The sequence below is a fragment of the Halomonas sp. DP5N14-9 genome (assembly GCF_019802175.1).
Taxonomy (GTDB): Bacteria; Pseudomonadota; Gammaproteobacteria; order Pseudomonadales; family Halomonadaceae; genus Halomonas; species Halomonas litopenaei.
In genome coordinates, this window is sequence record NZ_JAHVHR010000010.1 from 16,126 (window position 1) to 41,663 (window position 25,538).

Consider the following 25,538-nt stretch of genomic DNA (forward strand, 5'->3'; position numbering starts at 1 on the left):
CTGCCTGGTCGGGCCGCTGTCTTTACCACCACCTGTGGGCAAACGAGATGAAGCTTATTCACGCTATCGAGCGGCTGACCCGCCTGGCGGGAGGGCTGGGCGCCATGCTGACCTTTCCGCTGATCGCGGCCCTGGTCTATGAGGTGTTCAGCCGTTACGTGCTGGGCCGCCCGACCCTGTGGGCCTTCGAGGTCAGCTACATGGTCATGGGTGCCATCTTCATGCTGGGCATGGCCAACGCCCTGCGCCTGGGCCAGCACGTCAGCGTCGATCTGTTGACGTTGCGCTGGTCGGATCGCACCAACGCAGCGGTGCGCCTGGTCGGCTACCTGCTGTTTCTGCCGGTGCTGGGCTGGCTGGTGTGGGAGCTGGGGCAGTATGCGCTGGAGGCCTTCGCCTCGAACGAGCGCTCTGGCCGCTCGGCCTGGAACCCGGTGATCTGGCCCGTATTTCTGACCTGGTGGGCCGGCTTCGTGCTGCTGGCGCTGCAGGTCGTGGCCGAGATCCTCAAGGCGGTTCATATCATGCAAGGGCGCACGCCCGAACAGGGGGGCGCGGCATGAGCGACTATCTTGCGCTGGTGATGTTCCCGGCTTTGATCGGTTTCATCATCGCCGGCTTTCCGATCGCATTTTCAATGATTCTGGTGGCGACGCTGTTCGGCATCATGCAGTTCGGCGACGCTGCCGCCTATCAGTTGCTGACCAAGATCGAGGACACCGCCTCCAATTCGATCCTGGCGGCGGTGCCGCTGTTCATCTTCATGGGCGCCATGCTCGAGCGCTCCGGTATCGCAGAGCGGCTGTTCACGGCGATCCACTTCTGGACCCGTCGGCTGCCGGGGGGACTGGGCGTCGGCGCGGTGGTCATGGGGACCTTGTTTGCCGCAGCCAGTGGCGTGGTCGGTGCCACCGAGGCGGTGATCGGGCTCTTGGCCATCCCGGTCATGCTCAAGCATCAGTACAGCAAGTCGCTGATGTCCGGCACCATCTGTGCCAGCGGCTCGCTGGGGACGGCGATCCCGCCGTCTATCACGGTGGTGGTGCTGGGCCCTGTGGCCAGCGTCTCGGTGGGGTCGCTGTTCAGCGGCCTGATGTTCCCAGGTTTCCTGATGGCGCTGTTCTTCTTGCTCTACATCGTGCTGATCGCCTACTTGAAGCCGGAGATGGCACCGCGCATGGCGCAGGATGACGCCGAGCGGGCGACCCTCGGCGAGAAGCTCAAGATGACCTTCGGTGCGCTGCTGCCGACCATGGCGCTGATCATGACGGTGCTCGGGACGATCTTGCTCGGCATCGCCACGCCAACCGAGGCGGCTGCCTGCGGTGCCCTGGGATCGGTGGTGCTGGCGCTGGCCTATCGCAACCTGACGCTGGACGTGCTGTGGAACTCGGCCAAGCGGACCTTGAATATCTCGGCGATGATTCTGCTGATCGTGCTGGGGGGCAACATGTTCGCCGGGGTGTTCTTCGCCGCCGGCGGCATGGCCACGGTGCAGTCGCTGTTGATGGACACCGGCATGAGCCCCTGGATGATCCTCGGCATGATCCTGCTGATCGCCTTCCTGGCCGGCTTCGTGCTCGACATGATCTCGGTGGTGCTGATCGTCATCCCGGTGGCCATGCCCATCGTGCGTGCACTCGGCTTCGACGAGATCTGGTTCTGCGTGGCCTTCCTGGTGGTGATGCAGACTAGCTATCTGACGCCGCCGCTGGCACCGTCGATCTTCTACCTCAGGGCGATCACACCGCCGGAGGTGACGCTCAAGCACATGTACATCGGGGTGGTGCCCTTTATCGTGGTACAGCTGGTGGTGCTGGCACTGGTACTGAGTTTCCCGTCGCTGGCGCTGTGGCTACCCGAGCAGTTGAGCGGCCCCTCGTGGAAATGACCCCGGACACTGACAAAGGAGACGCCCCCATGAAGGACTCCGACACCACCGTCGACAACGGGGCCTACCTGACCCGCGAGGCGCTGATGTCGCTCAGTCGCCGCGTGCTGGAGCACCAGGGCTTCAGTGCCGAGCAGGCCAGGGCCCTCGGCGAGACCCTGGTGGCGGCGCAGATGGACGCTAGCCACTCCCACGGGCTCTACCGTCTGCTGGGGATCGTCCAGACGCTGCGCCAGGGCGCGGCGGTCGCTGACGCCGTCCCGGAGGTCGAAGACGTGGCCGCGGGGGTGGTGCGGGTCGATGCCGGCGGTGGTTTTTCACCGCTGGCCTTCGAGCTGGGGCTGCCGCTGCTGGTGGACAAGGCCCGCGACGCCGGGGTCGCGCTGATGGCGATCAATCACTGCGTGCATTCCACCGCCTTGTGGGTCGAACTCGAGCGGCTGACGGAACAGGGCCTGGTGGCGATCGCCTGTAACCCCACCCAGGCCTACATGGCGCCCCACGGCGGCAGTCGTCCGCTGTTGGGCACCAACCCGCTGGCCTTTGGCTGGCCCAGGCCCGGGCGCGAGCCACTGGTGTTTGATTTTGCCACCAGCGCCATCGCCCGGGGCGATATCGAGCTGCATCGCCGCGAGGGCAAGCCGATCCCCGAGGGTTGGGGGGTCGATCGCGACGGGGCGCCCTGCACCGACCCCGAAGAAGTGCTGGATCACGGCGCCATGCTGCCGTTTGGTCAGCACAAGGGTTCGGCACTGGCGTTGATGGTCGAGCTGATCGCCGGCCCGATGATCGGTGACCTGCTGAGCGTCGAGTCAAGCGAGCACGACGCCGGTCGCGCAGGACTTCCGTACCACGGCGAACTGATCATCGCCATCGACCCGGCGCGCACCGCAGGCGCCACCAGCGAGGCGCACATGGACAGGGCCGAGCGGTTGTTCGACGAGCTGCTGGGCCAGGGCGCACGCTTGCCGGCCCAGCGTCGTTACCGTGAGCGGGCGCTGAGTGAATCCCGTGGCGCCTGGGTGCCCCAGGCGCTGCTCGATGATATCGAGGCGCTGCTGGCGTGAGATGACACGGGGCGCCTTAGCCGAAGGTGTCGCCGCCCGGCCGAAGGTACATGAGGCTTACACGAAGTCATTGCCGCGCCTCTAGGACGCGCCGTGATCATTTCCTACGCTGGGGTACGGTTGGGCAGCGACGCCCGACCGAGAGCTCATTTGTTCGAAGCGAGGGCATGTCATGGCAATGACAGGGACGTTATTGGTGATGCTGGCATCGCTGCAGTGGGGGCTCGCCGGTGGTTTCGGCAGCCTGCTGTTGCAGCGCGACTGGACGCCTGAGGCGGTGTCCTTCTGGCGGGCGCTGGTGGGGGTGGGTGTGATGCTCGTGTGGCTGGCGCTGTCCTGGTGGCGGCGCGGGCGACCGACGGTCAACCGCCGGATGGTGATGTGGGCGATGCTCGCCGGGTGCGGTATCGCCGCCAACTTCACTTTTTATTTCATCAGCATCAGCGAGAGCAGCGTGGCGGTGGCGGCGACCCTGATGTACAGCGCGCCGATCTTCGTGTTCGTGGTGTCCTTCCTCACCGGGGCCGAGCGTCCGTCACTGGTGCAGTGGCTGGCCATGGCGGTGGTGATGGGCGGTATCGTGCTGTTGACCGGCATCTACCGCGCCGACGCCGGCGTGGTGACGCCTTTCGGGATCGCCGCCGGTTTGCTGGCAGGCGTCGGTTACGCCTTCTTCATCTTCGGCTTTCGCTTTGCGGCATTGCATGGCTCGGCCACGGCGGCGCTGCCGATGGCGCTGGCCACCGCCGCCCTGTTGATCCTGCCGCTGGCGGATTTCTCGACGCTGGCCTCGGTGCCGGCGTCCGCTGACGTTTCGCTGTTTCTGCTGGTCGGTGTGCTGGGCGGCGCGCTGTCGTTCTTCTGCTACGTTGTCGGCGTGCGCTATACGCTGCCGACCATGGCCTCCATCGTCGCCATGGTCGAACCGGTCACCGCGACCTTGTTCGGGCTGTTCGTGCTGGACGAGAGCCTGACCCTGCCTCAGGTCGGGGGCATGCTGCTGATTCTCGGCGCGGTGACCGGTATCAGCCTGCTCAAGCACCGTGCGGCGACAGCCTCAGAGTAGGCAAGTCGCCTCGATAGCACAGACGTCGTCGGCGCCACGGTCGTCACCGTCTGCCGACCTGGCAGAGACCAGTCCTGCGAGGGGCGCTGCGGGCCTTGAGCTCGGCGCCCGGGCTACTCCAGTCCGATGTTCTTGGCCGGGAATTTCTCGAAGGTGGCGCGATGGGCGCCGGCTTCGGCCACCATCGAGGCCTGCCAGGCGTTGCGTCGGTGGCCGACGGTCATCTGTTCCTTGGGGTCGATGTAAAGATTGAACAGCCAAGGGGCCAAGGCGGTCCTTTCCACCGTCGCCATGTCGATCCAGCGCAGGCCATCGTCGGCGCGCACCACGGCGGTATGCATCTTGTACTCACGCATGCGCAGGGCGGTGAACTGGTTACCCAGCCACATGTAGACCTGCTCGCGGTGGGACTGACCGTTCTCGGTAAGCAGGAAGGACGTCTGGTCGATGCCGTCGATGTAGCGGTCCTGAGGGATGCCGTCTTCGGCGCCGCCCAGGGTGGCGAAGGTATTGAACAGGTCCATCAGATCGAACAGGCCGTCGGAGCGCTGGCCGGGCGGGATCATGCCCTTCCAGTAGGCGATGCCCGGGACCCGCACGCCGCCTTCCCAGGTGGTGCCCTTGGCGCCACGGAAGGGGGTGTAGCCGCTGTCCGGCCAGCTATCCATCTGGGGCCCATTGTCCGAGGTGACGAAGATGAAGGTGTTCTCCAGCTCGCCGCTGTCATCCAGCGCCTGAACGATGTCACCGATATAGCTGTCGACCTCGACGACGGCGTCCTTGTAGGGATACTTCGATGGACTGGCGCCGCGAAACGCCTCCGATGGCCAGTTGTCGGCGTGCACCTTCATGAAGGCGTGGGTGATGAAAAAGGGCGCGTCCTGCTGCGACAGCCGCTGGATGCTGTCGACGGTGTAGTCCCTGAGTCGGGCGTCACCCTCGGCCATGTCCTCGATGGAGTCGACCTGGCTGACCACCTCGGTGGTGCCGTCGGCGAGGCCGTGGACCAGGTTGTCATCGGCACCGATTCGGTCGTAGCGTGAAAGCTTGTCGTCATCCAGTACCAGGTCGGGATAGCGACGCTCGTCGAAGCGCTGGGTGTACTCCTTCTGCGCGCGATAGTAGCCGTAGAACTCATCGAAGCCCACATCGTGGGGGCGCATGCCTTCTTCTTCCCCGATATGCCACTTGCCCACCAGCAGACTGTAGTAGCCCTGGTTCGACAGCAGCCTGGCAATGGACGTCTCGCCTTCCCATGGATTCACGCTGACGCTGTCGCCGGCAAGGATCGGGCGGATCAGTCCGGTGCGTACCGGCAGACGGCCGGTAAAGATGGCCGCACGTGTGGGCGTGCAGGTGTACTGCGAATAGGTCGACGTCAGCATCAGGCCTTCATCGGCCAGCCGGTCCATATGCGGGGTGGGGGCGCCGACGGCCTCGCCACCACCGAAGGCGCCGGGGTCACCGTAGCCCAGGTCATCGACGATAAACAGCAGGATATTAGGCTTCTGGCCCGCGCGGGCCTCGAAGTCCGCCAGTGCCTGGGCGGCCGCAGCCTGCTGCTGGGGGTGGGGAATGGCCGGTTGGCGATGGTCGTTTTCCGCCACCGCCCGGGACAGCGTGCTGGCCATGGCGATGGGGGCCTTGGCCGCCAACAGGCCTGCCGACAGGGCCACGGTCAGCATTGTCGCAGCGATGGAAGTCCTCATTTTCCACTCCATGTGTCGGGCCCAGGGAAAGAAGAGAGCCGCGGTGCCAGGGGAGACATGTGATCACTGAAGCAGGACGCTGTCTGGCGCCTGATGTCTTCCCGGTATCCGTCGGGTGGTGCCAGGATGGGCAGCATTGGCGTGTTGCTCGGGCGTGGTCGCAGTGTGGCGAGTGAGGTGGGAGGGCGCCATCCCCCGAAAGGCATAACGGCCTGGGCTCCATCGCCAGGCGGGTGCTTCCTGATCTTGCCCAACAAAAGTGGACACCGGTCTATGCGATCATTCGAGCTTCGAAGGCTGCTGGGCTGATCATCCCAATGGCGCTGTGGCGGCAGTGACAGCGGCGCAGACAGCGAACAAGCGCTGGCCCTGAGCGTCGCCGGTGCCGGCGACACCACCCTGGAGCGCATCGGCCAGGAGGCCGCGCTGCTGGTGGAGTAGGCAGTGGAGTAGAGAGTGGAGCAAGCGGTCGAATAGGCCGTGGAGCAAGCGGTCGAATAGGCCGTGGAGCAAGTGGTGGATCACTCCAGCGAAAGTCCCCTTCGATCACCCGGCCCTTGGCCGGGTGATGTTTTTTGCATAGCGACGAGCCTCCCTCGAGTACGAGACGCCTCGGCTATCTCGCATCGCTACGAGCGCTCCCAGCCCTCTCTCCCAGCCCCCTCCCAGCGACAGGGCCGTGCACTGCATCCTGCAAGCGCAGCAACTATCGGCTGTTCTTCGGGCGGTGATCTCGACCCACAACATCAGCACTTGAATTCGGCCAATCGGGGTTTTTATCAAAAGGTGATAATTTTTTGTTATGGCGTTATAGCGACGTGCGTAAAGGCCGGCGTGTACTCGCTTATGGAAAGATGGAAGCGTGGTTTTTGTTTTTTCAGTTGTCGAACTGACAAGGGAAGAAAATCGTGACGTAAAATATAGAGTGTTTTGTGTGATTGTTCGCAGTCATCGTTGCCCGAGGCGTGGAATAAGCATGCAAAATTGTGCTTAATCGATTGTGTAGTCGCTTGATAGCAGCGACCTTGGTATTTGTTTATAAAGTAAAGTGTCGAATTATCAATCATTTAAAAATTTGTGAGTTTTTTATCACAAAGTGTGAATTGGTGGCTGAGGCGTTTTCTGACGCGCAATTATCTGTTTTATGAAAAAGAAATTTTTGATGTCGGAAAACAAGGAGGCTTCGAGTGATAATGATGTTCGTCAGTCCAGTGTCGAGAGCGAAAATCAGTGCCTAGGTTTAAGGCAGACGCAGGAATCACACCGTGCTTGTTGCCTTGTTTTCGTTGTTTGCCGCCACCAACCGGCGGCGAGGACACTCCCATGAATACCGACACTGAAAGAGCCAATGCCAGCGCCACTGCGCTGATGAATACCCGCGGCGCGGAGGCTGCTGTCCTTCTCTCTGTCACCGATGGCGGTGGGAGTTATAGCTTCAGGCTGAACCACGACTTTGGATACAACAGAGATCCTGCCAGCAATGAGCCCTATCGCTGGGTGGCTCCTGACCTCCCCGAACTGACGGCGGACGGTGAGCCAGTGGGGTTTCGGATTTCACCCGACGGGCAGCGATTGATGCTGTTCGAGGAGAGTTTGCTGAACGAGGATCCGAGTCGAGCCCTGTTGATCCTGCAACTGACTGACGACGACGAGTTGGTCACTGTTTCGGTGAATCGGAAACTGGACCATACCGGGCCTGATTTCGACGACATTCTGTCGTTATCGTTTCCTTTCATCGCCACCGACAACGAGGGCAGGGAAGAGAAGGCCTGGGTCGACATCAATGTGGTTGATGTAGCGCCACCCACCTACTCGGGGTACAACGGCATCGATACTCCCAGTTCGGTCGTTCCGGGGAACTTTGTCGTCGATCGCTGGAGGATGGATGCTGGCAAAGAAGGCCTCGACCGCGTCTTTGTCAGCCTGCCCGGTGACGACACCGAATATCCACTGGGGGCGATGATCGACACCGACAAAGGCCTGCTCGCCGTCAACTTGGAATATTGGGTGTTCAAGGCCGACCCCGATGCCGAGGGATCGTTCGAGTTCCAGATCGTTGTCATCGATGGTGACGGCGACCGGGTGAACATCGAGGCCCACTTCGATATCCGAGAATGTGAGAACAGCGAGGTGGCGACCACCCCGGAGACCGATGGCGATCCCACCACCGAACCGGCCCACGCTATCGTCGATGAAGCCGCCTCTTACTACGGCAGTGCCAGCGGCTCAGGCACAGGCGAAACGGTCGTGGCGGCCGGGTCGCTGGGCTATGACCTCGGCAGCGATTGCTCAGAAGAAACTGGCTACGAAATTCAACGGGTGAGCAGCTTCGATTGGGATGTCGCCAGTTTGCCGCGTCTGACCGCCGACGGCTATCCGGTGTCATGGTTGATTGACGCTAGTAGCCACAGGGTGCGTGGGGTTGCCTACGATAGTGACGCCCAGGAGGAGTATGCGGTCATCGAGGTGGTGCTTACCGACTTAGCCTCCGGCAGCTATGAGGTACGGTTGCCTGACGTTAGACACTTTGCTGACCGCGACCAGATTGCCGCACTGGATCACTCAGGCGCTGGCAACGATGACAGTATTCACTTCGAGTTGGGCTATGTCGTCGTCGACGTCTCTGGCAACAGCGCTTTCGGCGTGCTCGAGGTCACGGTCAATGATGACGCTCCTCGCGCCAACGACGACAGGGCTTCCACGTCCAAGGACACCCAGGTCATCGTCGACGTGCTGGCTAACGACGTTCTCGGTGCCGACGGTTCGGGTGGGGTTGTCGCGGCCAGCGTTCAAGGGGGAGCCGATGTCGGTAGCGTCACGGTCCGGGGCGATGGCCGCTTGTCCTTCGTGCCTCACCCGGACTTTCTGGGCGATGCCCTGATCGATTACACCAGCAGCGATGGCGATGGTGACACCACTCAAGGAGGTCTGACCGTCAATGTCCGCGACGCTGCCTCGACGACGCGGTCCACTCCGGAAACCGACGACGACCCCGACACCCAACCGGCCAGGGTCGTCGTCGATGAGGAGGGGCTGCCCGGCGGCATTGCTGGCGGTATCGGCGATATCGCCGGCGAGTCAACGGTCGCCACCGGTTTCCTGGGTTATGACGCTGGCGACGCTGGGGTTGCTGGTTTCTCCTGGATTCGTAGCTCCTATTTGGTAGATGTGGAGGTGAGAGGGGAAGTGCCGCGCCTGTCACGGGTGAATAATGGACGGACCTTGATTGCCAAGGACGCGCAGTTCGGCTCGGTATTCAGGCTTGAACTTGTCGATATCACGACGGGTGAATATCGCTTCGAGCTGTTCCAGCCGCTGGATCACTCGGATCCAAGCATCGAGGACAATGTCGACTTTGTGATCGACTATGTCGTTACCGATGGTGACGGCGACACGGCTGAAGGCGTACTCGAGATCCGTGTCAATGACGACGCCGGCCGCGCCAACAGCGATAGCGCCGCCACCCTCAGTGCCACCCCGGTCATCGTGGACGTGCTGAGCAACGACGAGATCGGCGCCGAGGGCGTACGCAAGGTCATGCAGGCAAGCGTTCAGGGCGGCGACGCTGTGGGCACCGTGTCGATCAATCCCGATGGCACCCTGACCTTTGTTCCCGCTGTGGGATTCTCCGGCGATGCGCTTATCGACTACGCCCGCTCCGATGGCGACGGTGACTTCCCCGTCGGCACCCTCACCGTGTCTGTTGCGGCCGTCAATCCTGACGGGCTGATCACGCCACTGACCGATGGCGACCCCGACACCCGGTCGCCCAAGGCGGTGGTCGACGAGGATGGCCTGGCAGGCGGTATCGCCGGGGGGGCCGGCGACACGGCTACCCAGAGTCGCGTGACCATCGGATCGCTGGGCTACGACTTCGGCAATGATGGTCCGGGTGGCTTCCGCTGGCACACCGATGGCCTGCCGATACTGACCTCCGGTGGCGATCCGGTGAGCTGGCGGCTAAGCGGCAATGGCCGTTCGCTGCTGGGCGTCGACAGCGGTGGCGGCAGGGTCATCGCGGTGCAGCTTGTCGACGTGGTGACCGGCCGCTACAAGGTGACGCTGGACAAGCCGCTGGATCATGTCATTTCGGGCATCGAGGACGACCTCTCTATCGAGGTGGGCTATACCGTCACCGACGGTGGCGGAGACGTTGCCGCCGGCAGGCTTGACATCGTGGTGGACGACGACAGCCTGGTGGCCCGAGACGATAGCGCCACAATCGCCGTCGACACGGCGATCAGGGTAGCGGTGCTGGACAACGACGGGCTGGGCGCCGATGGTCCTGGGGGCATCATCGACGCCAGCGTGCGCGGCGGGCCAGCGGTCGGCAGCGTCACGATCAACCCCGACAACAGCCTGACCTTCGTGCCTCACCCGGAGCTTTTCGGCAGAGAGGTGCTGATCGATTACGTCGTCAGTGACGCCGACGGTGACACCGCCGCCGCCACACTCAGCGTCGTCGTCGAAGGTGGCGACGCCGGCGGCCCCACCACCCCGGACAGCGACGGTGATCCTGAGAACGTGGCGCCCACCGCCATCGTCGATGAGGACCGGCTTTACTTGTATGCCTATGAAATGACTGGCCTGGAAGGTGGTTCCGGCGATATCGGATACTACCAAGCCTATTACGACGGTTTTCTGGGCTACGACTTTGGAGAGGCTGGGCCTGGCAGCTTCCGCTGGTCCACCGATGGCTTGCCCGAATTGAGTGCGAATGGTGAGCCTGTGACCTGGTCGCTCAACGCCGCTGGTAACAGCCTGATCGGCAAGGCCCGCGGTCTCAATATTTTCGGCTACTATGACCAGGTAGACGTGATCAGCATAAAGCTCCTGGGCCTGGAGCCGGGCATCTTCAAAGTTGAACTGCTAAAGGGACTGGATCACAGCGACCCCTACCTGGAAGACGACATCACCTTCAGCGTCGGCTACGTCATCACCGATGGCAACGGCGATAGTGCGCAAGGCTCGCTGGACATCCTGGTGGACGACGACAGTCCCCGTGGTGGTGGGTACAGGGGATGGTACTTCACTGGCACCGATACCCCGGTCAGGTTTGATCTGCGGGATGACATCCTTATCGGCGCCGACTTCGAGCGGGTCGCCAACTTTCGCGCCGAGGTCGTCGGCGGCGATAGCGTTGGCCAGGTCAGCCACGAAGAGGGTGATTTTTATGCCACCTTCACGCCGCATCCCGAGTTCCACGGCACGGCCTTGTTGCAGCTCGGATACACTGACGGTGATGGCGATGAGACCGGCGGACGTGCCGAGGTCAGTGTCGGCGCCTCTGGCAACAATGTACCGATCACGCCGCTGAGCGATGGCGACCCTGCCACCGTCTCGGCCCGGGCCGTGCTCGACGAGGAAGGCCTCGCCGGTGGCATCGCCGGCGGCCCGGGGGACGTGGCCGGAGAGGCCAGGGTCGTCACCGGATCGTTGGGCAATGACTTCGGCAAGGACGGGCCGTGGCTGTTTCCCTTCCACTGGGTCACCGATGGCCTGCCGGCGCTGAGCTCACAGGGTAGCCCGTTGAGCTGGTTGGTCAACGGTACCGGGCATGAGGTGACGGGCGTGGATGCGCTTGGCAACGAGGTGATCAGCGTCCGCATCACCGATCTCGAGCAGGGGCTCTATCGTGTCGAGCTGCACCGGCCGCTTGACCACGACGATGCCAGCCTCGAGGACAATATCGATCTGACCGTTCGCTACATGATCACCGACGGCAACGGCGACACTGCCCAGGGCCAGCTAAGGATCAGCGTGGATGACGATAGTATGCTGCTGGTCGATGACAGCACCACTACTGACAAGGCCAGCCCGATCAGCGTGGACGTGCTGGCCAACGACCAGTACGGCGCTGATGGCCTGGGTGGTCTCGTCTCCGCCAGCGTGCGCGGTGGGGCAGCGGTTGGCAACGTCACCATCAATCCCGACAGCACCCTGACCTTTATCCCCCACCCTGACTTCTCAGGGAGTGCGCTGATCGACTACACCGCGAGCGATGCCGACGGTGATACCCGCAGTGCACAGCTCCGCGTTGTGGTCAAGAGCGATGATGCCGGTATTCCCATCACTCCGGAGACCGACGGCGACCCCCTGTCCAACCCCGCCAAGGCCGTGGTCGACGAGGATGGCCTGGCGGGCGGCATCCACGGCGGTGTCAGGGATGCGCCCACCGAACTCACGGTCGCGACGGGCGTGCTGGGCTATGACTTCGGCAGCGATGGCCAGGGAGACTTTCGCTGGAGCACCGACGGCCTGCCGTCGCTGACCAGCGGCGGTGATCCGGTGACCTGGCGGCTCAACGGTAACGGTCGTTCGCTGGTGGGGTTTGACAGCAATGGCGATAGGGCCATCTCGGTTCAGCTTGTCGATCAGGCGACCGGCAGCTACAAGGTGGCAGTGGCAAGGCCGCTGGACCACGCCAACGCCAGGGTCGAGGACGACCTCAACTTCGTCGTGGGCTACAGCGTCAGCGACGCTGACGGTGACACTGCTGAGGGTGTGCTGCGCGTGACCGTGGATGATGACCGTGGTCGTGCCAACGACGACAGTGCGCGCACCGATCGCGCGACAGCGGTCGATGTGGACGTGCTGGCCAATGACGACCATGGCGCCGATGGCCCGGGACGGGTGATCGCTGCCAGTGTCCAGGGAGGCGCGGATGTCGGCAGCGTCACGCTAACCAGCGCTGGCGTGTTGACCTTTGTGCCACAGGCAAGCTTTACCGGCACCGCGCTGATTGATTACACCGGCAGCGATGCAGACGGCGACATTACCGCTGGACAGCTCAGCGTCAGTGTCGACCAGGGCACGGATCGTCCTACCACCCCGGAGACCGATGACGATCCAGCCACCGGACCCGCCACGGCGGTTGTCGACGAGGACGGCCTGGCCGGTGGTGTTGCCGGTGGTCCGGGTGATGCGCCAGGCGAGCTGACCGTCGTGACCGGCTCGCTGGGCTATGACTTTGGCTCTGATGGGCGTGGAACCTTCCGCTGGAGCACCGACGGTCTGCCCTCCTTGACGTCACAAGGCCGCCCATTGAGCTGGTCGCTCAATGCCACCGGCCATACCATGACGGCCTCCGATACCGAGGGCAATGACGTCCTGCGCGTCAGAATCATCGATATTCTCAACGCAGAGTATTGCGTGTCACTGCTCCGACCGCTTGATCACGATGATGCCATGAGCGAGGACAGTATCGACATGGCGCTGGGCTACGTGATCACCGATCGTGACGGCGAGGCTGCGCAAGGCGTGCTCAATGTCAGCGTGAATGACGACAGCGTTCGCGCCAATGATGACAGTGTCAGCACCGTGAGCGGTGACCGGGTCAGGGTGGATGTGCTGGCCAATGATGAGTTCGGCGCCGATGGGCCGGGACGTCTTGTCGGCGCCCGCATTCAGGGTGGCGCCGACGGCGTCGGCACCCTCAAGATCCACCCTAACAGTACCTTGACCTTTGAATCCGATTCGTCTTTCTCTGGCGTTGCGCGTGTTCACTATGACGCAATGGACGGCGACGGTGACATCAGTACCGGCACGCTTGTCGTGGACGTCGAAACCGATGACATCCCGACTACCCCGGAAACCGATGACGATCCGAACACTGTCCCTGTCAGGACCTTCGTCGACGAAGACGGGCTGCCAGGCGGTATCCCGGGAGGAGATGGGGATGTTGCCACCGAACGCACCGTCGCCACCGGCTTGCTGGGCTACAACTTCGGAAATAACGGTCAGGGTGGTTTTACCTGGCATAGCGACGATCTGCCGACGCTGACGACCGGCGGAGATCCGGTGACCTGGCAGTTAAGCGGTAACGGGCGTTCGCTGCTGGGCGTAGATAGCAGTGGCGACCGGGTGATCTCGGTGCAATTGACCGATGTTGCCAGCGGTAGCTATCGAGTGGCGCTGTTCCAGCCGTTGGATCACGAGCCGTCCCCCTCGTTGTCTTATGTTGTAGAGGATAACCGCGCCTTAGAGGTTGGCTATACCGTCACCGATCGCGACGGGGACCGTGCCGAGGGTGTCTTCCTGCTCTTTGTCGACGACGACGCCGGCAGCGCCAGCGATGATAGCGCCAGTACCGACAGTGACACCCCGATTACCGTGGATGTGTCCACCAACGATAAATATGGCGCCGATGGGCCGGGGAGCATCGGCGGGTTTGGCCTTCAGGGAGGGGCAGGGGTCGGCAGCATCAGGGTCAATGCCGATGACACCGTGACCTTCATACCCAACCCGAGCTTCTCCGGCGTGGCGGAGATCGACTACAGCAGCAGCGACAACGACGGTGACAGCAGCGAGGCGACGCTCTCTATCGATGTGACGGGTGGCGACCCCACCAGACCGACGACCCCGGAAACCGATGGCGACCCCGCCACCATGGTGGCCGAGGCCGTCGTCGATGAGGATGGCCTCGGCGGCAACCCCGGCGGTTTCAATGACGTTCCCGGTGAGCAGACCGTGGTGACCGGTTCGCTGGGCTATGACTTCGGTGAGGGAGGGCGTGGCAGCTTCCGCTGGACGACAGAAGGCATGCCGTCTTTAACGTCGCAAGGACGCCCCCTGGCCTGGTCACTCGGTAGCTCCGGCCACAGCCTCCTGGCCTCCGATAGCGACGGTAATACTGTGATTGGCATCGAGATGACCGATATCGACAGCGGCGACTACCGCGTCGAGCTGTATCGTCCGTTGGACCACAAAGGTGGCTTTGGGGAGATTGATATCAATGTCGCGGTCGGCTACGTCATTACCGACGGTGACGGCGATACTGCTGAAGGACAACTCCGGCTGACGGTAGATGACGACACGCCTGTGATCACTGCTGATCTGGAAGGCTTTACCTTTTATAGCGGCATTCCGGTGACCCTCGATTTGGTGAACTTCGGCGGCGATGGCTACGGTTTCCTGGGGGTGAGAGTCTCCAGCGGTGATGGTGGCCAGGTGACGATCAATCCCGATCATACGGTGACGTTCTTGTACGACGGGGGCTTTATCAGTGAAACGAGTCTCTGGGTAGATGCTGCTGATAGCGAATACGATGAGGCTCGCAGTTTCGCTAGAGCCAACGTGGCGCCAGCGCCAGCGGATGCTGACGTCAGTGCCTCTGCCATTGGCGACACGGGTGTGCTTGTGACAGGCGAGGAAATCGCTGCCCAGGCGGGCCGGCTGGCGCTGTCGGAATTGCTCGATGACGAGAGCGACGAGGAGGTAGCGGCCTGGCTGCCACAGGACCAGACAGACAGCGTAGGCCCCGCGTCGGCAGGGGGCAGTGGTGGAGGCAGTGGTGGCGGCATGGACAGCGGCGCAGATAGTGAACAAGCACTGGCCCTGAACGGCGCCGGTGCCGGCGACACCACCCTGGAGCGCATCGGCCAGGAGGCTGCGCTGCTGGTGGAGTAGGCAGTGGAGTGGAGTAGAGAGTGGAGTAAGCGGTGGATCACTCCAGCGAAGATTCCCTTCGATCACCCGGCCTTTGGCTGGGTGATGTCTTGTCGGCTATCGCGATATTCTTCGCGTCTTTTTGTGTCGATAAACCGGCTGAAACGCTGCCTCGACGTCTTGATGATTGATGGATGTTTTTCCTGTCGTGTGATCAATGTTGATCGATCAATATTCCAAAAGGTAGCGGTGACCTACAAGGTGGTCTGTTGGCTTTTATAAGCCATGGCAGCGCCGGCGTTGACCCGGCCTACAGAAGTGTGTTGTTTCGAGTTTTTCGATGCCGGAATCTCATGTCTTAAAATCGGTGGAAAAACATAAAGTTGTTATGTATCAGTCGGTAAGAGATTTCGTGAATTTTCTTTCGCGTGGCTTTTTATGCGAAGTGGTTTTTTGCTGATTCGCAAGTGTCGGTTTTTTATGAAAGTCGCGTTTGGCGCAAGATATCGAGGAGTAATGGGGCGAAAAGTGGTGGCCACCAGTCCAGTGTCGAGGTCGGTATCGACCGCCTAGCTTCAAGGAGTCATACACGAATTTCGACCCACTAAAGGACAGGAGACTGTCATGAATACCGATTCCGAAACAGACAATGCGAGCACCTACACCTCGATCGACAGTCCACACGACCATACCCCGACCGCCGGTCTGATCAGGTCGGTGGTTGACGAAGAGGGCCTGCCCGGCGGCATTCGAGGTGGCGTAGGGGACGCCTTGACTTTCCAGAGCTTTACCGCCGCTCGTTTGAACTATGACGTCGGTAACGACGGCGTGAGCTCCTTCACCTGGCACACCGCCGGGCTGCCGGCACTGACCTCCGGCGGCGTCCCGATCAATTGGCAGCTCAGTGGTAACGGTCGTTCGCTGGAAGGTTTCGACGACAACGGTGACCGCGTTATCTGGATACTGCATGGCCCTGAAACGGCCTATTACAAGTTGTTTGTCGAAGGTCCGCTGGACCACCGCAGCGGTACGTTTGAAGACGATATCAAGTTCACGGTGGGCTACACCGTCACGGATGGGGACGGCGACAGCGCTGACGGAGCTGTGCAGATCATCATCGATGACGACAGCGGAATCGCCCATGACGACAGTGCCACTACCGCCAGCGGCACGCCGGTGCGTGTGGATGTGCTGGCCAACGATGAGCATGGTGCCGATGGCCCGGGCGATGTCATCAGGGCCAGCGTTCAGGGTGGTGCTGGCGTCGGCAGCGTCACCATCAACCCCGACAGCACCCTGACCTTCGTCCCGCACCAGGGCTTCGCCGGTGACGCAGTGATCGACTACACCGGCACCGATGGCGACGGTGATATTACCTCGGCGTCACTGACGGTCGATGTGATGGCGGGCCGGGAAGATGGCGAACTCTATGTCGGTGACAACGGAAATAATCATGGGTCGACCGGCCCGGGTGATGACGTCCTGATCGGCGACCTGGGCGGCAAGCAGGGATTGATTGCGTCAGGTGTCGACTACAATATCTCGATCCTGATCGACGAGTCCGGCAGCATGCGCCAGCCGTCCGGCACCGATGGTCTGAGTCGGCTACAGCTATTGCAGCAGAACGTCAATCTGTTGCTCACACGTCTGGCGGGTCACGACGGAAATGTCGACGTACAAGTGGTGCGTTTTGACGACAAGGCGCATTCACCCAGAGCGGTCGATGGTCTGAACGAACATAACGTGGCTGGCCTTATCGCTTACGTCAACGGTGCGGCCGCCCAGGGCTCCACCAACTATCAGGCAGCCCTCTCCGCCGCCAGAAAATACCATGTCGCAAAGGAAGATGAAGGAGACAGGTCGCTGACCATGTTCCTGACCGATGGTCTCCCAACCGCCTACCGGGAGGGTGGACACATCGTGGAGAGCGATGTGGCGGGGGCCTTTACCCCTGTCCACAAGGCGTATCAACAGTTCCTTCAACTCGGTCGGCTGTCCGAGGTGCATACCTTCGGCATCGGTGAAGAGGTCGCGGGGGAGCCGGATCCTGCGGGTCTACTGCGCAAGGACTATCTGGACATCTTCGACAATACCGAGACCCAGGGGGCTCGCACCATCACCCTGCAGGACGGCACCGAGTGGACGTCACCCGCCGGTGAGTCGGTCATCGTCAACACCCAGGAGGTACTGAACGCCGCGCTGGCGCAGGGTGGCCCCGACGCACCGCTCGAGGTGCTCGGTGACGATGTGCTTGCCGGCGGGGTGAAGGCCGATATTCTGTTTGGCGACACCGTCAACTCCGACCACCTCCGCTGGAGAGACGGCGATACCAACGAGAGCTTTGCCGCCGGCAGCCACGACGGCCTCGGCTACGAAGGGCTGACCGAGTACCTCAAGTGGTCGGTTCACCATGGCAATGGCGCCGAGGCGAGCGACGCAGAGATCATTGCCTATATCCAGGACCACTACCGGGAGCTGATGGATACAGACCGTGTCGATGGCGGCAACGACACCCTGCTTGGGCAAGGGGGGCGCGATGTGCTGATCGGCGGTGGTGGTGACGACGTGCTGATCGGCGGTCGCGGTGGCGACGTGATGTGGGGCGGCTTTGGCGCCGACACCTTTGGCTACGAGGCGGGGGATGCGGGCAGTGTGCGCAGGCCTGCAGAAGACGAGATCAAGGACTTCACCCTGGGCAACACCGCCCGCAACCCCGAGGCAGACCGGCTCGATCTGTCTGATCTGCTCGATGACGCCCGTGACCACCAGGTGTCGGACTTCCTGCACGCCAGTCAGGAGGGGGACGATACCGTCATCGCGGTCAAGTCCGATGGTGGTATCGGCGCACACGGCGCCGGCGCCGATCAGTTTATCGTCCTGGCCGGCGTGCGCATGGGCGGAGCATCCAGCGACGCCTTCCTCGATCGATTGATCGACCATGGACAGCTCGAGGTGGAATAGGCGCTGGCCCATCCGCCGGCGCATGCTCACGCATGCGTCGGCGGATGGCGAGAGGGTCGTCGCTTCACTAGGTGTCGTTGACGTCGCCTGAAGGGCGCCTGACGCTGCCGCGCAGCATCGGCGTGACCGGCAGGGTGATCTGCTGTGGTGGGGTGTCCGGCTGGTCGATCTGGGCCAGCAGCAATTCGGTGGCACGCATGATCATGGTCTGTACCGGCTGCTGCAGGGTCGTCAACGAGTGGCTCGGCCAGGCGGCCATGGGCACGTCATCGAAACCGATGACCGAGACGTCCTCGGGCACCTTGAGGCAGAACTCGCTCTGGATGACTTCCATGGCGGCGATGGCCATCAGGTCGTTGGCGGCAAACAGGGCGTCGGGCGGGGTGGTGCTGGCGAACAGCAGACGGGTGGCCTGGCAGGCGCTGGTGTATTGATAGTGGCCGATGCCGCTGTCGTGAAGCGCGGCACCCATGGAGGCCAGACCCTCGACAAAGCCTGCTCGACGCTGGATGTCGGTGGAGGAGTCGACCAGGCCAGACAGGTAGGCGATGCGGCGATGGCCCAGAGAAACCAGGTGGCGGCCCGCCCAGTAGCCGCCCTGGAAGTTGTCACAGGCGACCTGGCTGATGCCGGCGTAGTCGACCGTACGGTTGATGATCACCACCGGAATGCCGTAGTCGCAGACCAGAGCTGCCTGGTCGTCATTGAGGGTGATCGCCAGCATCAGGATGCCTTCGACCTGGCTTCTCAGGATGTCGTCGAGCACGTCATCGAAGCCGTCGCTGCTGGACGCCGAGAACAGCAGCAGGTGGTAACCCTGCTGCTTGAAGAAGCGGGACGCCTTTTCCAGCATATAGCTGTAGAAGGGATTCTCGAGGCTGTAGACGACCACCGCGATGGTGCGACTCGATCGCGTGATCAGAGAGCGGGCGATGGTGTTGGGCCGGTAGCCCAGTTGCCGCGCCGCTTCCATGACCTTCTTGCGGGTCTTGTCCGACACCTTGGCATCCGGCGAAAAGGTCCGGCTGACGGCAGACTGCGAGACCCCGGCAAGACGGGCGACATCGTGTGAGGTGACGGATTTCTTTTTCATCGAGTCATGTCGTGTCGGGTGGCAGAAATGGCCGGCGATCACGCCGGCTCGACAGGCTCCAGAGACGCATAGGCGGCGATCTTGTCGGTGTAGACGCTGGCATTGTCGCGCACCGACTGTATCTCGTCCTCGGTCAGTTCTCTGACCACCTTGGCTGGACTGCCGACGATCAACGAGCCAGGGGGAAAGCGCTTGCCCGAGGTGACGAGCGCGCCGGCGCCGATGATACATCGATCACCGATGTCGGCACCGTTGAGTACCGTGGCATTCATTCCCACCAGCACGTCATCGCCGATGCGGCAGCCGTGCAGTATGGCCAGGTGACCCACCGTGACCTGGCGTCCCATGGTAACCGGATAGCCGGGGTCCGAGTGAACCACACAGCCGTCCTGCAGGTTGCTGTCGTCTCCCACCACGATAGGCGCATTGTCGCCACGAAGCACGGCCCCGGGCCACACGCTGACGCGCTCACCCAGGCGTACGTCGCCGATCAGCGTGGCCTCGTCGAACACCAGTGCGCTGGCGGCGATATCGGGGGCCTCGCCCCCGAGTCGATACAGGGTCATCGTCCGTCTCCCTAGAAGCCGACCTGGTCGGCGCCCTTGAGTCCCAGCATCTGACGCGCTTCGTCCGGGGTCGCCACCTCAAACGACAGACCCTCGAGGATCTCGCGCACCTTGGCGACCTGGCTTGCGTTGGTCTCGGCCAGCTTGCCCGGGCCCAGCCACAGCGAATCCTCGAGCCCGACCCTCACGTGTCCCCCCATGGCGGCGGCCTGGGCGGCGATGCGCATCTGGCTGCTGCCGGCGCCCAGCACCGACCACTCGTAGGCGTCGCCGAACAGCCGGTCCGCGGTGCGCCGCATGTGGATCACGTCCTCCGGGTGAGGACCGATGCCACCGAGGATGCCGAACACGCTCTGGACGAATACGCGGCCGCCGATGACGCCGCGGTCGAGCAGGTTGCGCAGGGAATAGAGGTGTCCGATGTCGTAGCACTCGCACTCGAAACGGGTACCGTTCTCGGCGCCCAGGGTCATCGCCTTCTCGATGTCGGCGAAGGTGTTCTTGAACACCAGGTCGCGACTGTTCTCCAGGTGCTCACGCTCCCACTGGTGCTCAAGCGACGCGTAGCGGTCGAGCATCGGGAACAGCCCGAAGTTGATCGAGCCCATGTTCATGGAGGCAAGCTCGGGCTTGAACTCCATGGCCGGGCGCATGCGCTCCTCCACCGTCATGTGCGGACTGCCACCGGTGGTGAGGTTGATGACCGCGTCGCAGGCGTCCTTGATGCGGGGCAGGAAGCGCTCGAACATGGCCGGGTCCTGGGTCGGCTTGCCGTTGTCGGGATCACGCGCATGCAGGTGCAGAATCGAGGCGCCGGCCTCGGCGGCGGCGATGCCTGCCTCGGCGATCTCTTCCGGGGTGACCGGCAGGTGCGGCGACATGGACGGGGTGTGGATCGCGCCGGTGACCGCGCAGGTGATGATGACCTTGCGTTGCTTTGCCATGGGTCGGGTCCTTGAATGATGGATAGGCGGGTAAGGTGGGACAGTGGCTGGTCTGGGTCCGTCGTTGGCCCGGGTCAATCGTTTGTCAGCGTCTGCTGGTGGGCGATCAGCGCCATCAGGCGTCGGTCGCGCCAGGCCTGTCGCTCGCCCAGGCGCTGGGCCGGCAGTTGTTGACGGCGCTGCTGGTCGAGTGCCGCCAGGGTCGTGGTTTGCCAGGGATCGTCGTCACCGCGCTCGCGGTCGACGTCGCGATACAGCGGCCCATAGCGGTTGCCATAGTCGACCACGCCATCGGGCGCATTGAGGTCGATGGTCTCGAAGGGCCCCATGAACGACCAGCGCAGGCCCAGCCCGTGCTTGACCGTCTTGTCCAGATCCTCGGCGGAGCACACCCCGTCTGCGAACAGTCTCAGCGCCTCGTTGAGCAAGGCGCCTTGCAGGCGATTGAGCACGAAGCCAGGGACTTCCTTGTTGACCAGGATCGGTGTCTGCCGGGCCCGCTCCATCAGCGCCATGGTGGACGCCACCGCGGCTTGCCCGGTGGCCGGCGCCGGCACCACTTCCACCAGCGGGATCAGGTAGGGCGGATTGACCGGATGGGCCACCAGGCAACGGTCAGGGTGATGGAGGTGATCGGTGAAGCGCGAAGCGGCGATACCGGAGGTCGAACTGGCCAGCACGGTGTCCTTGGCCACCACGGCTTCAAGGTCGCTGTAGATGCGCCGCTTGGTCTCGACATCTTCCGGCCCGCACTCCTGCACGTAGCCGACCCCGGCCATGGCCGATGCCAGGTCGCTGTCGTAGCGGATACGCGAAATCGCCCGCTCCGGGTCCTCGATCAGCCCCGCCTGGTGGAGGTCATCGAGGGAGGTGGCGATGGCGTCGCGGGCCCGCTCGAGCGCCTCGTCTGCGGCGTCATGCAGGCGCACGTCGATGCCGGCTCGGGCGAACACGATGGCCCAGGCGCGGCCGATCAGGCCGGCGCCGAGAATACCTACGGGTCTGGTCATAAGGAGGCTTCCGTGGTCACAGGGATTCGACGTTGGCGCAGACGCTGAGTGCCTGGCCGCTGATGTTGGTGCCCCCCGGCGCCGCCAGGAACAGCGCCATGGCGGCGATATCGGTGGGCTCGACCATGCGCCGCATGGAGATCTTCGACAGGTTCTCCGTTTCCATCTCGGCGTAGCTGATGCCGCGCTTGGCGGCGCGGTCCTCGATCACCTTCTCGATGCGTGGCCCGCGCACGATGCCCGGGAGGATGGCATTGACCCGCACGCCGTCCGGGCCAAGCTCGCAGGCCAGGCTCTTGGTCAGGCCGACCACCGCCCACTTGCTCGCGGCGTAGGGCGTGCGGTAGGCGAAGCCAAGCCGTCCGGCTACCGAGGCCAGGTTGACCAGCAGTCCCTGGCTGTCGCGCAGCAGCGGCGCGGCGCGGTGGGCGACGCGGTACTGGCCGTTCAGGTTGATGTCGATGGTCTGGGTCCAGCTTGCGTGATCGATCTCGTCGATGCCCGCGGTGGGGCCGGCGATCCCGGCGTTGTTGACCACCACATCGAGACCGCCGAGTGCGCGGGCGTCATCGAACAGGCGGGCGACCTCGTCCTCGCGGCTGACGTCGCAACGGGTATGGGTGATGCCGTCTGGCAGGGCGGCCAGGGCCTCGCTGTCGATGTCGCAGACGTGGACCCTGGCGCCGGCCTGGACGAAGGCCTTGGCGATGGCCAGGCCGATGCCGGAGGCGCCGGCGGTGACCAGCACGCGCAGTCCCTGGCGCGGGGTGAGGCTTTCAACGACGTTCATGGTGTTCTCCTTGTGTGGGGTCACAGCGACGGCAGCCAGGTGGACAACACCGGCAGTAGGCTGATGATCAGAAGGTTGGCGAGCACGATCGCGACAAAGGGCATGACCGCCCAGGTCAGACGAGCGATGCCGATGTTGGTGATCTGGGAGGCGACGAAGAGGTTGAGCCCGACCGGCGGGGTGAACATGCCCATGGCCAGGTTGACCACCATGATGATGCCGAAGTGGATCGGGTCGAAGCCGTAGCTCACCGCGATCGGCAGCAGGATCGGCACGAAGATCAGGATGGCGGCGGCGGCCTCGATGAACATGCCGGCCAGAAGCAGCAACAGGTTCGCCAGCAAGATGAAAAGAAGTGGGCTGTCGATGGCCGAGATCACGAAGTCCGAGATCATGTCGGGGACCCGCAGGCTTTGCAGGATGCGCCCATAGAGCCCGGCGGCGCCGATGATGCTGAGCACCACCGCGGTGGTCACGGCGGATTGCTTGAGGATGCCGACCAGGCTTGTGAACTTGATCTCGCGGTAGATCAGCGTGCCGATGACGAAGGAGTAGGCGACCGCGATGACGGCGGCTTCGGTGGGCGTAAAGACACCCCCATAGATGCCACCGAGGATGATCACCGGCATCAGGATGGCCAGAATCGCCTTTTTACCGGCGCGAAAGACGTCGCCGAGCGAGCTTTTTTCTCCGCCGCCAAGTCCATTGGCACGGGCGAAGAAGTAGGCGAATACCAGCAGGGTCAGGGTCACCAGGATGCCCGGCAGAATACCGGCGATGAACATGTCGCCCACCGAGACGTTGGCGGCGATGCCGTAGAGAATCAGCGGGATGCTGGGCGGGATGATCACGCCGAGGGCGCCGGAGGCGGCCTGGTTGGCGGCGGCGTAGCCACCGGGATAGCCCTTGGACAGCATGGCGGGAATCAGGATGGCGCCGATCGCGGCGGTAGTGGCGGCGCCGGAGCCGGAGATCGCGGCGAAGAACAGCGACGTGACGATAGCCACCATGGCCAGGCCGCCGGTCATGCTGCCCACCAGGGTGTTGGAAAAGTCGACCAGGCGCTTGGAGATGCCGCCACCCTGCATCAGGTAGCCCGCCAGGATGAAGAACGGGATCGCCATCAACGGAAAGGAATTGACCGAGGCCAGCATCTGCTGGGCGACGATCAGCATCGGCATCAGGTCGCCGTGCCAGACGGTGATGGCCGAGGCCAAGCCCAGCGAGAAGGCGATGGGGACGCCAAGAATGAACAGTGAAATCAGCAGGACGAACAGTAACAGTGCCATGGTCAGTTCACCTCCTGATGGTGGTGGACCGGTTGGCCCAGGGCTTCGTCGATCAGCAGGCCGAGGCTGTTGACCATGATCACGATGCCGCCTGCCGGGATGGCGAGGTAAGGCCACATCATCGAAATACGGGTGCTGGGGGCGGTCTGGCTGGAGACCCGGCCGACCAGCTCGAAGCCGTACTTGATCATGACGAAGGCGAACACCGCCGAGCACAGCACAACCAGGATGCGCATCAGGCGGCCCACGCGTTCGCCGCAATACTCCAGCACGATGTCGACCGAAATCAGGGTGCCCTTGCGGTAGGCGTAGCCGGCACCGATAAAGGTCAGCCAGAGCATCGAAAAGCGCGCGATCTCGTCGGAGAAGAACAAGGGACTGCCGACCACGAATCGGGCGAAGACTTGCCAGAAGATCAGTACGGTCATGACCAGCAGCAGCAGCGCCAGGCCCCAGCCGATCAAGCGGTTGAAGTGCCCGATCCCGGCGTTGACGAATTGCAGGAAGGATTGCATGGGATGCCTCGCAGGAAGAGTCGGCGCCCGCCTTGCCATGGGCTCGGCTGGCGCCTTGTTGCTTAGTGGTCGAAGTTGATCGCGGCGTCGACCAGGTCCTCGCCCACGGTCGGCGCCCACTTGTCGATGACCGGACGGACGGCCTCACGGAAGGGGGCCAGGTCCGGCTCGGTCACGGTCATGCCGAGTTCCGCCAGTTCGCCCTTGTAGCGCTGCTCCAGTTCCTGGCTGGCCTCGCGCTGCACCGGCAGTGCGATCTGCGCGGCTTCGAGGATGATTTGCTGATCTTCTTCGCTGAACGAGTTGAACAGGTTCAGGCTCATCATCAGCGGCGCCGGCGAATAGACGTGCTGGGTGATGTTCAGGTAGTCCTGGACCTCGTAGAAGTTGACGTCGTAGATGGTGGCCAGAGGGTTTTCCTGGCTATCCATGACCCCCTGCTGCAGCGCGGTGTAGACCTCGGTCCAGGCCATCGGCGTGGCGTTGGCGCCCAGCGCTTCCCAGGTGTCCACCTGAACGCGGCTTTCCTGGGTGCGGTGATTGATGCCGTCGAGATCGCTCGGGTGCTCGAGCGGGCGTACCGAGTTGGTGTTGTGGCGGAAGCCGTTTTCCATCCAGGCCAGGAACTTGACGTTCATCTGCTCTTCGGCGAGTTGAGCGAGCTGTTCGCCGTGTTCGCTGTCGAGGAAGCCGTAGGCGTGCTCGTGGTCCTCGAAGATGTAGGGCAGGTCGAACAGCAGGAACTCGTCGACAAAACCGCCCATGGGGCCGGTGGAGGCGATGCCGGCGTCGATAATGCCGAGCCCCATGCCCTCGATGACCTCGCGCTCGGCCCCCAGGGCGTTGTCGTAGTGAGGTTCGATGGTCAGACGGCCATCCGACAGGCGCTCAAGTTCCTCGCCGAACTTGAGGATACCGATGCCCTGCTGTGACTCGGGTCCCAGCGGCAGGCTGACGTCGATGGTGCGTTCCTGCTGGGCCAGGGCGGTCGCGGACAGGCCAAGACCGACAGCGGCGGTCAGGGCGGTCAGACTGAAGGGGAGGGGGTGAAAGTGGCGCATGGAGCTCTCCTGTTGTCGTTGTGAGCCCCTGGCCGGCAGCGAGGGGCAATCGGCGGCGCTCGAGGTGGTGGCGCTGCGGAGTGCACACTTGTAAATCCAAACGACATACGTATTCAACAATAGAAAATTCTATGATCCATGTATGTGAAGTAAGTTGCTGAATATCAATTAAATATACTTTAGTTTAAT

Annotated in this window: 15 protein-coding genes; 6 read left to right on the forward strand and 9 right to left on the reverse strand. The window is 62.9% G+C overall.

The annotated features are described in order from the left end of the window. Window positions 1-47 precede the first annotated feature (47 nt). From KUW00_RS08265 to KUW00_RS08280, 4 genes are all read left to right on the forward strand, one after another. Entirely contained in the window at window positions 48-563 is a 516-nt protein-coding gene (locus KUW00_RS08265) for a TRAP transporter small permease subunit (protein ID WP_108133679.1), read from the forward strand. Next, window positions 560-1,891 carry a TRAP transporter large permease subunit gene (locus tag KUW00_RS08270; protein ID WP_045992516.1) on the forward strand — a complete coding sequence of 444 codons (1,332 nt, stop codon included), beginning with the start codon at window positions 560-562 and terminating at the stop codon, window positions 1,889-1,891. The genes KUW00_RS08265 and KUW00_RS08270 overlap by 4 nt, the downstream gene beginning before the upstream one ends. A gap of 29 nt (window positions 1,892-1,920) precedes the next feature. Beyond that, complete coding sequence (locus KUW00_RS08275; RefSeq protein WP_261392058.1) at window positions 1,921-2,958, forward strand: Ldh family oxidoreductase; 1,038 nt, start codon at window positions 1,921-1,923, stop codon at window positions 2,956-2,958. A gap of 172 nt (window positions 2,959-3,130) precedes the next feature. Then, window positions 3,131-4,024 carry a DMT family transporter gene (locus KUW00_RS08280; protein WP_261392059.1) on the forward strand — a complete coding sequence of 298 codons (894 nt, stop codon included), beginning with the start codon at window positions 3,131-3,133 and terminating at the stop codon, window positions 4,022-4,024. A gap of 113 nt (window positions 4,025-4,137) precedes the next feature. On the opposite strand, the gene KUW00_RS08285 is transcribed toward KUW00_RS08280, so the two are convergent. Beyond that, window positions 4,138-5,733: an arylsulfatase gene (locus KUW00_RS08285; protein WP_222568793.1), complete on the reverse strand. Its 1,596-nt coding sequence runs from the start codon at window positions 5,731-5,733 to the stop codon at window positions 4,138-4,140. Window positions 5,734-7,056: 1,323 nt separating this feature from the next. Between KUW00_RS08285 and KUW00_RS08290 the strand changes: the two genes are divergently transcribed. Together KUW00_RS08290 and KUW00_RS08295 are read left to right on the forward strand one after the other, a co-directional pair. Further along, window positions 7,057-15,141, forward strand: a complete 8,085-nt coding sequence (locus KUW00_RS08290) for an Ig-like domain-containing protein (RefSeq protein ID WP_222568794.1) — start codon at window positions 7,057-7,059, stop codon at window positions 15,139-15,141. Window positions 15,142-15,744: 603 nt separating this feature from the next. Continuing rightward, window positions 15,745-18,081 (forward strand): type I secretion C-terminal target domain-containing protein, encoded by a 2,337-nt coding sequence (locus KUW00_RS08295; RefSeq protein ID WP_222568795.1) that lies wholly within the window; start codon window positions 15,745-15,747, stop codon window positions 18,079-18,081. A gap of 67 nt (window positions 18,082-18,148) precedes the next feature. Here the strand turns inward: KUW00_RS08295 and KUW00_RS08300 are convergent, their stop codons facing one another. The 8 genes from KUW00_RS08300 to KUW00_RS08335 form a co-directional block, all read right to left on the reverse strand. After that, complete coding sequence (locus KUW00_RS08300; RefSeq protein WP_045992521.1) at window positions 18,149-19,174, reverse strand: LacI family DNA-binding transcriptional regulator; 1,026 nt, start codon at window positions 19,172-19,174, stop codon at window positions 18,149-18,151. Between the two features lie 38 nt (window positions 19,175-19,212). Beyond that, window positions 19,213-19,740, reverse strand: a complete 528-nt coding sequence (locus KUW00_RS08305; RefSeq protein ID WP_222568796.1) for a gamma carbonic anhydrase family protein — start codon at window positions 19,738-19,740, stop codon at window positions 19,213-19,215. A gap of 11 nt (window positions 19,741-19,751) precedes the next feature. Next, complete coding sequence (locus KUW00_RS08310) at window positions 19,752-20,684, reverse strand: 3-keto-5-aminohexanoate cleavage protein (protein WP_045992523.1); 933 nt, start codon at window positions 20,682-20,684, stop codon at window positions 19,752-19,754. Between the two features lie 74 nt (window positions 20,685-20,758). Next, a complete protein-coding gene (locus KUW00_RS08315) occupies window positions 20,759-21,694 on the reverse strand; it encodes a 3-hydroxyacyl-CoA dehydrogenase (RefSeq protein WP_222568797.1) in 936 nt (311 codons plus the stop codon). Window positions 21,695-21,710: 16 nt separating this feature from the next. Continuing rightward, window positions 21,711-22,484: an SDR family oxidoreductase gene (locus KUW00_RS08320; protein ID WP_222568798.1), complete on the reverse strand. Its 774-nt coding sequence runs from the start codon at window positions 22,482-22,484 to the stop codon at window positions 21,711-21,713. Window positions 22,485-22,504: 20 nt separating this feature from the next. Then, a complete protein-coding gene (locus KUW00_RS08325) occupies window positions 22,505-23,773 on the reverse strand; it encodes a TRAP transporter large permease (RefSeq protein ID WP_222568799.1) in 1,269 nt (422 codons plus the stop codon). 2 nt (window positions 23,774-23,775) lie between these two features. Continuing rightward, window positions 23,776-24,288 (reverse strand): TRAP transporter small permease, encoded by a 513-nt coding sequence (locus KUW00_RS08330; RefSeq protein WP_045992527.1) that lies wholly within the window; start codon window positions 24,286-24,288, stop codon window positions 23,776-23,778. A 62-nt stretch (window positions 24,289-24,350) separates the two neighbouring features. Then, window positions 24,351-25,349 (reverse strand): TRAP transporter substrate-binding protein, encoded by a 999-nt coding sequence (locus KUW00_RS08335; RefSeq protein ID WP_222568800.1) that lies wholly within the window; start codon window positions 25,347-25,349, stop codon window positions 24,351-24,353. Between the last annotated feature and the right edge of the window lie 189 nt (window positions 25,350-25,538).

Excerpts from the sequence above, each read along its gene's own strand:
- KUW00_RS08265 (WP_108133679.1), top strand. The coding sequence starts at position 48 with ATGAAGCTTATTCACGCTATCGAGCGGCTGACCCGCCTGGCGGGAGGG.
- KUW00_RS08270 (WP_045992516.1), top strand. The coding sequence starts at position 560 with ATGAGCGACTATCTTGCGCTGGTGATGTTCCCGGCTTTGATCGGTTTC.
- KUW00_RS08275 (WP_261392058.1), top strand. The coding sequence starts at position 1,921 with ATGAAGGACTCCGACACCACCGTCGACAACGGGGCCTACCTGACCCGC.
- KUW00_RS08280 (WP_261392059.1), top strand. The coding sequence starts at position 3,131 with ATGGCAATGACAGGGACGTTATTGGTGATGCTGGCATCGCTGCAGTGG.
- KUW00_RS08285 (WP_222568793.1), bottom strand. The coding sequence starts at position 5,733 with ATGAGGACTTCCATCGCTGCGACAATGCTGACCGTGGCCCTGTCGGCA.
- KUW00_RS08290 (WP_222568794.1), top strand. The coding sequence starts at position 7,057 with ATGAATACCGACACTGAAAGAGCCAATGCCAGCGCCACTGCGCTGATG.
- KUW00_RS08295 (WP_222568795.1), top strand. The coding sequence starts at position 15,745 with ATGAATACCGATTCCGAAACAGACAATGCGAGCACCTACACCTCGATC.
- KUW00_RS08300 (WP_045992521.1), bottom strand. The coding sequence starts at position 19,174 with ATGAAAAAGAAATCCGTCACCTCACACGATGTCGCCCGTCTTGCCGGG.
- KUW00_RS08305 (WP_222568796.1), bottom strand. The coding sequence starts at position 19,740 with ATGACCCTGTATCGACTCGGGGGCGAGGCCCCCGATATCGCCGCCAGC.
- KUW00_RS08310 (WP_045992523.1), bottom strand. The coding sequence starts at position 20,684 with ATGGCAAAGCAACGCAAGGTCATCATCACCTGCGCGGTCACCGGCGCG.
- KUW00_RS08315 (WP_222568797.1), bottom strand. The coding sequence starts at position 21,694 with ATGACCAGACCCGTAGGTATTCTCGGCGCCGGCCTGATCGGCCGCGCC.
- KUW00_RS08320 (WP_222568798.1), bottom strand. The coding sequence starts at position 22,484 with ATGAACGTCGTTGAAAGCCTCACCCCGCGCCAGGGACTGCGCGTGCTG.
- KUW00_RS08325 (WP_222568799.1), bottom strand. The coding sequence starts at position 23,773 with ATGGCACTGTTACTGTTCGTCCTGCTGATTTCACTGTTCATTCTTGGC.
- KUW00_RS08330 (WP_045992527.1), bottom strand. The coding sequence starts at position 24,288 with ATGCAATCCTTCCTGCAATTCGTCAACGCCGGGATCGGGCACTTCAAC.
- KUW00_RS08335 (WP_222568800.1), bottom strand. The coding sequence starts at position 25,349 with ATGCGCCACTTTCACCCCCTCCCCTTCAGTCTGACCGCCCTGACCGCC.